We start from the raw sequence: 12,448 nt of genomic DNA, 5'->3' as shown, positions 1-12,448 counted from the left end.
CAAAGTAGTATAATTATAACTATAATTTTGGTTAGCAATTTAATCACCTCCCAACTGGGCGGTAAATTAACGCTAAAGGGCGGCAACCCTTTGGCGTTGCACCCTTTTAAAATTATACACAAACTTCCTTAAATCCTTTATTTTAAAAGAAAGAATAAAGGAAACAAAATGGCATTTTATAACCCACAAAGAGTAGTATTTAATCCTGATACAGGCGTTATACAAAACGCAGGAAAAGTCGGTGGTGTCTTATATGACATCATGAGCAAAAGTTTTGATGATAAAGTTAAAGCTAATGAGTTTCAGCAAGAGCAAGATTTAAGAAAGCAACAAATGGAATTTAATCAGGCTATGCAAAATAATCAGCTTTTGCAAAATGAGAGAAACTTTGATTATCAAAAAGAAAGAGCAAATATAGCAGATCAGCAATGGCAAATGAATTATAACCAAAGAGCTAGACAATATGCCATGCAAAATGCTTTAAGACAGCAAGCAATAAATGCTAATAAGGCTTACAAGGATTTAAATTATCAAAAAGGATTATTAGAACTACAAAAATTACAAAATGAGATAAATACAAAACAAAAAGAGCAAGATTTATTAAATGGAGTTTTTAGTAATAGTCAAGGTTTTGATAGTCAAAACAATGCAAATTTACAAAACAATACAAGATATAAAGCAGATGCTCAGTTTTTAGATTTAGCAAGTAAACAAGGTAAAACATATGATACAACCCATGGTTTTTGGAATGGAGCTATAGAGCGTGGTTTTGGTGGATGGGGAAGTCAAAGCACAGATTTAAATGATGCAAGTGATTTATTCTTAAAAAGAATGCAAAGTGATTTATTAAGGGGTGGTAAAAATGCTAAATGGAATTTAGAGAATATACAAGCCAATTTCCCTATTAATGGTTATACTATGGAAGCAAATAATCAAAGGGTAGCTCAAGCATTAGCAGGAGAATGGTTAGCAGAAGCTCCAAACTCTTTTAAAATGGAATTAGCAGAAAGACTAGGAAATGCCAAAACAAATATAGAAAAACAAAGTGCTATAGAAGACTATCAAAAGAATATGAATTTTTATAATAACTATGCCCCAAAGGTAAAAGCTTTTTATTGGGATGAAAAATACTCAAAACCTAGTAAAAATGCAGTAATTATAGGTAATTCAACAACTAATCAAAATATACAAAATGATTTAGCCAAAAATACATTAGAAGTGCAAAATCAAAATACACCAAAATTACATAGCGTTAGTTTTAATGGAATTAATGCTCAAATATCAGAGCCTGATGCTAATGGTAATGTAATATTAGTTAATCAAGCAGGTAGAAAAATGCAAGTTAGCATAGAAGAATTAAAAAAACAAGGATTAATACAATGAATATAAGAGAATTTTTATTAGAAAAACCACAAGAAAATAACATTATTTCATTTTTGCAAGATGGAGCAAGTCAAAGTGAAAATCAAAATACAAGTGAATATTTATCAAATTTAAAAAATGAAGTAATAAATGATTTTTATAAAAATAAAGATAAATATGCTAAAGAATATGAAAAATATAATTTCAAAGACCAAAATTTAACAAATCCTATGGGAAATATTAGTGAATATAAAAGGGATTTATATGATTATAATAAAAATCCATCCATGAATGCTGATGATTTAAGTAATTATATTTTAGATAAGCAATCTAAATTTAATGCCTCTAAACCTATTTTTGCTGATGATAATGAAGTAGTAAGAAAAAGTAATCAGTTTATGAGAGATTTAGGCGATGAGTTGCAAAAATCAGGGCGTGGAAGATTATTGCAAGATGATGATGGATCCTATTGGGTGCAAGATAATAACGGAAATTATTCTAAAGTGCAAGGTAGCACAATGGGTGATTTATATCGTGGATTAAGAGATAATGGTGCTAGCATGGCTTTAGGAACAGCAGGTGCAATTGGCGGCACAATGCTAGGTGGCGGAGTTGGTATGGTTGCAGGGGGTGCATTAGGTGCATCTTTAGGGGCAGGATATGATTACTACGGAAATACAAAAGATACAAATCAAGATATGAATTTAAAAGAAGCTCTTATGCTTATGGGTGAAAATGCTGGACTTTCTTTGATAGGAGATGCAGCTTTTGCAGGAGTTGCTAAAGGAGCAAGAGCTTTAAAAAATACCTATAATATGACAAAAACAGGAGCACAAGCTGGTAAAGATATGATAGATGGCATGGCGGTAAAAGGTGGTAATTTAGGTAATAGGGTTATAGATAAAATAAGCAAGACAGATATACCTGTGGTGGGTAAATTTACAGATGGTGGTTTACAAAATGCAGAAACAATTTTTAATAATCTTACAAAAAATGTAGAGAATAAAAAACAAATAGATGAACTTATAGCAAAAGAAAATCCAACATACCTAGAAAATGGAAAACCTACAATAGAAATATTAAAAAACATTGTCGAGCAAGGACTTAATAAAAATAATCCACAATTTATACAAGATAGCGCTAAAAGAACAAGTGCTATTTTAAAAAATATTTCTAATAGTTTACAAGGAATGCCAACTACACAAAGAAGAGAAGTATTATTAAAAGCAGCACAAGCTTATCCTGAAATTAGCAATTTTTTAGATGATGTTTTAAAGGCTGATAAGGATGCTAGTATTTCTTTTTTAAATATGATTAAAGGACAAGATGAAGTATTTAAAAATAAAACAGGTTTAAATGGTGAGTTTGATTATAAGGCTTGGCAAAAAGATAATCACGCTTATGAGAATAGAATAAATCAAGAGTATGGCAGTGCTATAAGTAAATTAGATGAGCTTAATAATGGAAAAATAGTATTAACTAGTGAAGATTTAGCAAAGCTTGAAAATTTTAAAAATAATAATTTTTTAGATCAAGATGTAAAAAATAACATACAAGGCTATTTAGATGAAATAAAAGGAAAAGAAGTAAGTGCGGAGCAAATTTTTGGATTAAGAACAGCTATAAATAAGCAATTAAACACAGGAAATAAAACATATAATACAAAACAAGCTTATAGAATAGTAAAAGAAATTTTAGATGATGCGTTGATAAGAAATGCTAGTGACAAGGTATTAGCAAAAGAAATACTAGATAATGCAAATAAAAATTTTGCTTTAAAGGAAAATTTTAAAGAAAGTTATTTAGGCATGATGAAGCCTCAAGAAACAAAAGAAGGGCTTGCAGATAGATTGGTTAAAGGGCTTAGAAATATAAACGAAGATAAGAATTTAGAAAATGCTTTTAAAGGAATGAACGAACAAGAAAGATTAGCTAATGAAACTCATGTGATGAATGCTTTATTAGAAAAACATAGGATTGAAGGTGTGGGGTATGATTTTAAATCCTTAGCAAAAGATTTAGAAGATGTTGAATTTTCAAGCAAAAAAATAAAAGATGCTAAAGATGTTATTAATACATACGCTTTGATATATAACAATAATAGAGATTTGATAATGACAGCTTTAGCAAGTAGTGGAAAAAAGACAAACTCTTCAATGGCTACAACAATACAGGGTGTTTTTGATAGAATATTAATAAGTGGTATTTTTGCTAGATTACACGCTTTAGTTCCTTTTTTAAAAAGTGCTAAAGAACAAGCGTTAAGAAATCAAATACTAGATGCTATAAAACTTGCTAAAACTAATAAAGAAGTTATATCTAATCTTAAAAATGTAAAAATAGCAGATAAAAAACAAAGTAGAATTTTTAAAGATGCTTTAGATAATTATATTAAAGTAGATAAAGAGCAAAATAAAATATTAAAAGATGCATTAATTAAAGAAGGTGTTATCAAAGGCGACAACTTCTTCATGGATAAATCTGATCCTAAAGACAATTCTTTAAGATTTATAGGCAAAAATGGCAAAGAGTATACTATAAATAAAGATGTTAGAAATGAATGGATGAAAACTTTCAATCTTAAAAATATCGATGATGAATATATCCCTAATATACCAAAAGAAGCAAAGATAGCTTTAAAAGATAGAGAAATAAAACTTACAAAAGGAAGTTTACTAAAGCTGATTGAAAAAGATAGAATTAAATACATACCACATATCAAAGAAACTTTAGAAAGCCCACAGGCAATCTTAAAAGATAAAGATGATTTTATTTTTATTAAAAATATAGATAATCAAACTTATTTTACAAGTATAGGTAAAGACTATGAAACGCACTTGACTATAATTAGCAATTCACCAAAGAAACAAAATAATATAAAAAATAAAATGAAAAATGCTGAAGTAGTGTATTATAATAATGCGAGAGCCTTACCGACATCTAGGGCATCTTCAGAGACAAAGCAAGTGTCGTTCTCTGATAAAAATTCTACCCAAACTAAACCTAAAACAAACTTAATGGAAGATATAAAAGAAAATATTGAGGCTAAAGAAGTAGAGAAAAAGAATAAAAAAAGCGTAAAACAAAGGCTTGATGAAAAAATACAAAATGATAAAAAGGCTAGTGAAGATATTCTAAAAAGATATGATAATTTTCTAAAAGAGAATAAAGACAATAAACTTGATTTTTTAGATAAGATGAATTTAAATACTGTTGAATACAACTTAACTAGACAGATGATAATCAATGCCAAAGAAAGCACAAATAAAGGTGTAAAAAAAGATATTCCAAGTGCTTTAAGGGGTAAAATCGAACAAGAATTAAACATACAACCTTTAAAAGAATTTGGCGAAAATTATGCAGAATATTATCACGATGAAAAAGGTGCTTTACAAAAACTACTCATTGAAAAACAAGGGCAGGTAGCAGGTGCTTTTCATAGAAAAGATTTAGGGGATATTGATTTGGTTTGGGGAGAAGTAACAGATAAGATAAAACATAAAGGTTATGGCTTATCTCATATTATCGATAAGCATCCTGAGTTGGACTTGAAATTAATTAGCGATATTGTCGATAAGGGGAAATTAAATAACCAAAACAACATAAGATATAGAATAGAATATAAAAATTATATTATAGGTTTAAGCAGTGAATATAAAGGAAATAAAAGAACTTTTATAATTACAGCTTTTGAAAGATACAAAGGATAAAAACAACACTTTCACCGATTGTTTTTTTGCGGTTAGCTCGGACAATTTACTAACCAACCTTTTATCAATTATAGCATAAATTTATGTAATTATTTTTTAAAATTAAAAGATAATTGGAAGGGAGATAATAGGATTATAATTGCATATAATTTTTATTAATATTATCGCCCCTAGCTTAGCCGATACGCACTAAAGCTAGGCTTAATACTGACACTTTAAGCGTGAGTAGTGTCAATGGCGATTATTAATTATAGCATAAATTCAAGCATATACTGATTTTAATTAGATTATACTTTTTTTATAATTAATTTATACTTATTTTATAAAAGTATAAATATTTGAAGTCTTCACCCTGCTTTTTTTGAAGACTTTTTAGTGTTTTAAGGACAAACTAAGCAGGGTTTCTTTAAAATATCATTAACTATATTAAAAGATTAGTTCTTATCTAGCTCTTTATCGCTACGATAAGGACTACTAAAAGCATTAAGATTATAATAACTTCGTTCATCTTAACCTCCTTTCAAACTTTTTACAAAGTCTTCAAAGAGATATCCTTAAAACCATAAAATTATACATAAAAAATACTTAAAAATTTAATTTCATTTCAAAACACACTATATTTGAAATAGTCATTTTTGGAAAAATCCTTAAAACTAAACTAAGGAGAATTCAAAAATGGCTTTACCTTCAATGGGACATACAGCACCCGCAACGGAAAATGTTAAATTAAAACAATCAATATACGAAACGATTATTAAAATTGGAGCTACTGAAACACCAATTTTAAATAAAATAGGCACTTCAAAGGTTACAAATCCTTTAACCCATAGTTGGCTTACAGACACTTTTGAAGAACCAAAAAAGAACGCAAATTTGGAATTGAGCAAATTTGTAGGGGAAACAAAAAACACAGCTCAAAAAACTACAAATGCTACTCAAATATTCATTACCGAAGCCATGGTATCAAAAGCTTTGTTAAAAGCAAATCAATATGGTGGCAATGAAATGGAGTATCAAATAGGCAAAAAAACCAAAGAACATAAAATGGATATGGAATATGCTTTATTTGGTCTAGGCAGAGATAGCGATGTAAAAAAATCAGTTTTCAAAGATTATGTTCAAGCACAAGAAGCAACAAGTGGAGAAATGGCTGGACTTTTTCATTATATCGCTAAAGGAAAAGATAGCTTTGCTGATGGAAAGCGTGGAAATGTATTAGCTTTTGATGAAACAGGAGATTGGAGCGGAACTGCAACAGAACTAACAGAAGATAAACTTAATCAAATCTTACAAACCATTTGGAATAGCGGAGTTACACCTAAAGATGTCTTTTTAGGAGCTGACTTAAAAGGAGCTATTAACAAATTTGCTACAAGAATTTTAGGCAATGAAACAAAACTAGTAGGACAAGTAGTAAGCCTTGAAACAGATTTTGGAACGGTAAATTTTCATATGCATAGATTATTAAGTGCTAAATATGGTTTGGGGGATGTTTTAATTGCTGGGGATTTTGAGTACATGAAACATGGGCTTTATATTCCTACTATGATTGAAGATGTTCCAACTGATATTACTGCAAAAGCAAAAAGATTTTATACACAAAGCACTTTAGAAGTAAGAAATGCTGATTTTTGCTATAGGAGTGGGATTAACTAGTGGAAATAATGCAAAGGCTAAAGCGGTTTTAAAAGCAGCAAAAGGTGTGTAATGCTTTGTATTATGGCTAAAAAACTCATTATCGCTAAAGTTAAAAATTCTTACAAAATGATAGAAGATGATGAAGTTTTAAAAGCTTATTTTATGGAAAGCTTTTATTATATTTTATCAAAATGTGTTCCTAGCGTTCTTTTAAAAAATGTAGAACAAGGCGAAAAAGTTTTTAGGCGAGTTAGAAATAATCATTTTTTGATTATTCCTGATGAGCCTGATTTTGATAATGAAAAAGAACATTTAATGATAGATGAAACACTTAGTTTTGCTGTGATTAATTATGTTTGTTATTTGATTACAAGATGCGAAGAAAAAGACTTTTTGGCATTATGTGACAAGATAATTTATCAGTATATAGCTAATGATGGTAAGGAGCTTGATGATGAAAGAACATGGTTGCAAGTGTAATTTCACAAAAAAATTTAATAGAGCTTTGAGTTATAAAGACTATATACAAAGTATAAATAGTGCTGATTTTATAGCTTATTTAGATGATAAAAAATGGCTTTTAGCCATGGATGATCTGCTTTTCTTTTGTGAAAAGAGAATTAAAGATAGTGATTATTATGAAGGTTAAAAATGGGAACAAGCTTAAATGAATTAAAAACAGGTAGAGAAAAACTTGAAATCATAAATCAAGTTTTAGCAAGAATTTCAGATGTTGCTACTGCTTTGGATAATACTAGAATAGAAGAAATTATAGGCTTAAAAGAACAAGTTAATAACTTTTATACTCAAACTTTAGAGCTTAAAAATTTAGTTATAGAAAATAGCGAACTTACACAAAGCAATACTGATTTTGTTAAAAACAAAAAAGATGAAATAGAAAAAATAAGCAATAAAATAAACGATACTTTAAATAATATAGAGCATATCTATAATAACATTATAGAGTCGGAAAAAAACATAAATAATGGCGTTAATATTGTTAAAGAAAAATATCCTGAACTTAATGAATTTAATAAAAATTTTGAAATTATAAAAATAAAACTCGAAGAATATTATGATATAGCTGTTGATTTTAATGCAGGTCTTAAAAAAATAGAGGAAAATAAAAATCTTACTAAATCATATTTAGATTTATCAATAGAGCTTAAAGAACAAATTTTACAAGAATTAGAACACGCACAAAGTATTAAAGATGATTTGCATTCTAATATAGAGCTTGTAAATAAGCTTGTTTCAAATATTATAGCAACAAAGAATGAGATTATATCCATAACCAATGATTTTAAAAATGTAAAATCAGAAGTACAAGATATAGTTAATGATGCTGAAGCAACAATAAAGCTTAAAATAAACACTATTCTTTTTGAAAATCAAAGATTAAATCAAAATATGATTGATCTACTAAAGCGTTGTGAGAAGTTAGAGGATAAAATAGTAGGAAAATATGAAGATATTTTAAAAATAGAAGATCTTATAAACTCATCAACTGGAATTATAAATGATTTGAGAGAAGCAGTAAAACAAAGCGAACAAATAAGCGAAGATATGAGAAGTTTTACAGCTATTATCAACGATTTCAAAACAGAAATTTCTAATCTAAAAACAGATTTAGAAAGCTATGGTGAAAGATTAAAAGGGCAACTTGATTTAAAATTAGCACAAGCAAACTCAAGTGTAGATGCTAAGATTTCAAGCATTGAGACTCTAAAAAATCAAATTGAAGCATATGTAGAAGCTAATAAAAATACCGTAGATGTGGCTTTAGCTAACTTTATAGAAAGATCTAAAATAGCTAATGAAGATTTAGGAAGATTGGCTGAAGTAGCAAGAACAGAACTCGCTAATGATAAAACAGCTATTGAAAGCTATTTGCTAGAACTTAAAAAAAGTATCGTTGATGAAATGAAAGAAGTGTCAAATAGCGTTACAGATGAAACAAGTGGAATATTAGCTCAAAAAAACCAAATAGAACTTATCATAGCACAAGGAAAATCAGATTTAGATACTTTAATCAACAACTTTAACTCAAATTATCAAAACAAACTTAACGAATTTAATTCTAATACTAATGAGAAATTAGCTTCTATTAATTCACTCAGTGAAGAAAGTATAACAAATATACAAAATAAAACAGATGAAAATATAGGCAGATTAGATACAGCCAGCGAAGAAAAACTAGCTAAATTTGATGAAATTATAAAAGATAATTTGGGTGGAATTTATTCTCACATTTTTTCAATCGAAAATGTTTTATTTGATAAAAAAATAATTAAATTAAGTTACAAGGAGTAAAGAATGGCGGACTTAGAGCAAGTTGTAAATGATTTAAATTTAGCATCGCAAAGCTTACAAGAGTTAAGAGAAAAATATGATGGTGCTTTAGATTTGCTAGATAGTAAAAATACAGAAATAACAGGTGCGCTAGATAGTGCAAAATCTGATGCGCTACAAGAAATACAAACTATAAGCGATACAGCTACAAGTCAAATTTCGCAGTTAAAAGACACATCCTTAAATTTGGTCAACGAAGCTAAAAATACAGCTACAACTGAAATATCAAATAAAAAGGAAGAGCATAAACAAGAGTTAGAAACTAAGAAGAATGAATATATTAATGAAATTGATGCAAAAGCTAATGAGTATGATATTGCCAATATTAATGCGCAAGTTCAAGCTATGGATACCAAAATAACCGAGCAGATCAATGGTGCAAAAACGGAATTAAATTCGAAAATAGACAATAAGGTAACAAAAACTGGAAATGAAACTATAGCAGGTGTAAAAACATTTAATGCAGCGCCTGTGTGTAGTGCTAATCCCACAGAAGATGCACAATTAGCAAGAAAATGGTATGTAGATTATGGTGGTGGAATTAAAAATCTTGGCACAACTGGCAGTATAAATCTAGATTTAAAACAAGCTCAACATTTTATTTTAACAGCAAATGCAGGAACAAGCATAGGAATAGCTAATTTTGGAGGAGTAGGAAAAAGCGGAACAATAACCATAAATAATTGTCAAAATGTAGTAGCTTTTAATGCCCCTTTTAAATTTAGAATAGCCCAAAGTGGTTTTAGTGGTACAGAAACCTTTGCGTATTTTTGCATAGCTTCGAATAATGTAAGATTGGTAAGGACTTAAAATGAACTGCCTTCTTCTTTCTAATAATGGTATAGCACTAAATTTACCTCCATCTTTAGGAGGCTCGGTTGTAAATTATAATTATATGTTAAAGCTAGATATGATTTTTAAACAAGCAGTGGTATTGCCATCAAATATTAATAATAAAGAAGTGGTTATGTTAGGTGAAGTTTGGACGACTAGAAATTTATCTAATAAAACTTCTGCAAATACTTTGCATATCACATGGAACAATTTTAGCTCTAGTGTAGAATTGCATGCTTTAAGTAAATATTACACTGCCAATGCAAAAATCAAAGTAGAGAAAAAATTCAATTTTGGAAATATAAATAACTTACAAATAATGCTAAGTTCTTGGCAAAGCGGTAGTGCAAAAGCTCAAAGAGGTTGGAATAGATCAGATTGTGCAATAGGCCCAAGAGCAAATTTAACATTATACTGGAATTAAGAAAGGATAAATATGTTTTATGATTTAAAAAATAAAAGTTTAAAATATGATGATATTTTTTTAAAAGATGTGACAATACAAAACGAAGAAGGTGAAATTGATGCACAAGATACTTATTTTTTAAGTGCTTGTGATGATGAGCTTTTAAAAGAACTTGGTTTTGCTAAAGTTAAAGAAGAAGAAACACCAAGCTTTAATGAAAAAACACAGATGCTTAACCAAGTTCAAAATTACGATGAAAAAAGTAATCTTTATATTATTTCTTACGAGATTAAAGAAAAAACATTAGAAGAGTTAAAAGAATTAAAATTAGAAGAGTTAAAAGCTATAAAAGAAGAAAAGCTTTTATTTATGCCTTTTAAAAATACTACATTTCAAATTGACACTGAAGCAAAAATTAATATCAGCGGAAAAGTTAGCGAGATAATGTTAGCAAATCTCAATAATACTCCTTTGGAAAATATTGCTTGGATTGATAAAGATAACAGAATCGTCACATTTAGCAAAGATGAGTTTTTAGAATTTGGGGTTAGTGTCGCTAAATATACTGAAAGTATTATTTTTAAAAATGATGAGCTAAGAAACAGAGTAAAAAATGCCACATCTTTAGAAGAATTAAATTTAATTACTTGGGATAATTAAAAATGAGTACTGAAAATATAATAAAAGAAGGTGCTATACTTGGCTCTTTAAGCGGATCAGCATTGCTAGGATTAATGGTTTTTGTCTTAGCTGGGATTGCATGGCATTTATATAAAACTTTACATAAAGAAGCTGGGGAAAGAACAAAAGAACTTATAAGCGAAATAAAAAATACTAACGTTGTCATTAGAGAACAAATTGCAGTATCCAGAGCAAGTAGCGATAGTTTGGTTAAATTTATAGAAACACATTGCTCAAAAACCAATGACAAGCTAGAAGCTATAGAAACAGATCTTATGCGAATAGATGAAAGGCTTGTAAAACTCACTCAAGTAAGAAATGATGAGTTAAGAATGATTTACAAAAGAAAGGAAAGTGAATGAAAATTGCATTTTATAGAGTTAAAGGAAATGATAAAGCTACTTTTCTTGATAAGTTAATAGCTTTTTTTACTTCATCTTGGAAAGAAAGATTAAATAGAGATTTTTTAAAATCCTATTCTCACTGTGAAATAATCTTAGATAATTTAATGATTAGCTCAAGCCCTAGAGATAAAGGCGTAAGAATAAAAGAATTTAAAGACACTAGCAGATGGGATTTTATAGAAATTGATAATACAAATGAAGCAAAAATAAAAGAATTTCTCTACTCTCAAATAGGGAAAAAATATGATTTTTTAGGAATTCTAGGATTTTTCACATTTACAAAAGATAGTGAAGATAGATGGTTTTGCTCTGAAATCATAGTTAGGGCTTTACAAATAGGTGGTTTGGTTAAGCTAGGAGATATGAATGCAGGAAGCTCAAATCCTAATAAATTGTACAAAAAATTAAAGGAATTATAATGAAAATAACAATTAATAGAAGATACATAGGTAAAACTTGTGTTATTGGTAAATTTAAGGTTTTAAGTGATGAAGAAGAAATTCTTTTTGAATGTTTTTCTTTGGAAGAAGATAAAGAGGGTTTAGAAAGTGGTAAAGATTTAAGAATACCTGAAGGAAATTATAATTTAAAAAGACATAGTCCTTCACGATTTGAAAATACTTTAAGAAGTATTACAAAAAAAGATGATGATACAATGATAAATGTTTATAATGATGAAGTTCTATCAAGCCGTGCAATTTTAATACACTGGGGAAACACTGACAAAGACACAAAAGGTTGTATCTTACTGGGGCTTACCAAGGATAATAATAATGAAAGTGTCGGTCAAAGCAGACAAGCTTGCAAAGAATTTTATGATTTGGTGTATGGTAAAAATCTTGAAGACATTAAATTAGAAATAACAAATGAATTAGCATAGAAAGGAGATAAAAGTTTAAGTAGGTTAAAGTTTACACCCCGCTTTTGCGGGGCAAGGCTAATAAGCCTTGACTATAATTACACAAAGTAGTATAATTATAATTATAAACTTCTGGTATGACATTTATATCACCACCTTTCGCGGGTGGAATTTAGCCATAGGGGGTCAGACCTACGGCTAA

At 28.9% G+C, this 12,448-nt stretch carries 11 protein-coding genes and 1 pseudogene; all 12 read left to right on the top strand.

What is annotated here, in order from left to right; all coding sequences use genetic code 11:
- Positions 1-168 precede the first annotated feature (168 nt).
- The 12 genes and pseudogenes from AJ881_RS07605 (at position 169) to AJ881_RS07550 (ending at position 12,267) form a co-directional block, all read left to right on the top strand.
- Positions 169-1,383: a hypothetical protein gene (locus tag AJ881_RS07605; RefSeq protein WP_070283318.1), complete on the top strand. Its 1,215-nt coding sequence runs from the start codon at positions 169-171 to the stop codon at positions 1,381-1,383.
- Positions 1,380-5,072 carry a PBECR2 nuclease fold domain-containing protein gene (locus AJ881_RS07600; protein ID WP_070283317.1) on the top strand — a complete coding sequence of 1,231 codons (3,693 nt, stop codon included), beginning with the start codon at positions 1,380-1,382 and terminating at the stop codon, positions 5,070-5,072. The genes AJ881_RS07605 and AJ881_RS07600 overlap by 4 nt, the downstream gene beginning before the upstream one ends.
- A 675-nt stretch (positions 5,073-5,747) precedes the next feature.
- Positions 5,748-6,780, top strand: a pseudogene (locus AJ881_RS07595) (DUF5309 family protein).
- Positions 6,780-7,190, top strand: coding sequence for a hypothetical protein (locus tag AJ881_RS07590; RefSeq protein ID WP_070283316.1), 411 nt, complete (start codon positions 6,780-6,782; stop codon positions 7,188-7,190). The pseudogene AJ881_RS07595 and the gene AJ881_RS07590 overlap by 1 nt, the downstream one beginning before the upstream one ends.
- Entirely contained in the window at positions 7,165-7,359 is a 195-nt protein-coding gene (locus AJ881_RS07585) for a hypothetical protein (protein WP_052857998.1), read from the top strand. Before AJ881_RS07590 ends, AJ881_RS07585 begins: the two co-directional genes overlap by 26 nt.
- A gap of 2 nt (positions 7,360-7,361) precedes the next feature.
- Entirely contained in the window at positions 7,362-9,023 is a 1,662-nt protein-coding gene (locus AJ881_RS07580; protein ID WP_070283315.1) for a hypothetical protein, read from the top strand.
- Between the two features lie 3 nt (positions 9,024-9,026).
- Positions 9,027-9,872, top strand: a complete 846-nt coding sequence (locus AJ881_RS07575; protein ID WP_070283314.1) for a hypothetical protein — start codon at positions 9,027-9,029, stop codon at positions 9,870-9,872.
- Position 9,873: 1 nt separating this feature from the next.
- Positions 9,874-10,320: a hypothetical protein gene (locus AJ881_RS07570; RefSeq protein WP_070283313.1), complete on the top strand. Its 447-nt coding sequence runs from the start codon at positions 9,874-9,876 to the stop codon at positions 10,318-10,320.
- A gap of 12 nt (positions 10,321-10,332) precedes the next feature.
- The gene (locus tag AJ881_RS07565; protein ID WP_070283312.1) at positions 10,333-10,962 is read left to right on the top strand and encodes a DUF4376 domain-containing protein; all 630 of its coding nucleotides are present in this window, start codon (positions 10,333-10,335) and stop codon (positions 10,960-10,962) included.
- A 2-nt stretch (positions 10,963-10,964) separates the two neighbouring features.
- Positions 10,965-11,345, top strand: coding sequence for a hypothetical protein (locus tag AJ881_RS07560; RefSeq protein ID WP_070283311.1), 381 nt, complete (start codon positions 10,965-10,967; stop codon positions 11,343-11,345).
- Entirely contained in the window at positions 11,342-11,806 is a 465-nt protein-coding gene (locus tag AJ881_RS07555; RefSeq protein ID WP_070283310.1) for a hypothetical protein, read from the top strand. Before AJ881_RS07560 ends, AJ881_RS07555 begins: the two co-directional genes overlap by 4 nt.
- Positions 11,806-12,267, top strand: coding sequence for a DUF5675 family protein (locus AJ881_RS07550; protein ID WP_070283309.1), 462 nt, complete (start codon positions 11,806-11,808; stop codon positions 12,265-12,267). The genes AJ881_RS07555 and AJ881_RS07550 overlap by 1 nt, the downstream gene beginning before the upstream one ends.
- Positions 12,268-12,448 lie beyond the last annotated feature (181 nt).

Source organism: Campylobacter sp. BCW_6460, assembly GCF_001762705.1.
Lineage (GTDB): Bacteria > Campylobacterota > Campylobacteria > Campylobacterales > Campylobacteraceae > Campylobacter_D > Campylobacter_D jejuni.
Note: the sequence above shows the minus strand (reverse complement) of the source record. Positions and strands in the feature narration are given on the sequence as shown.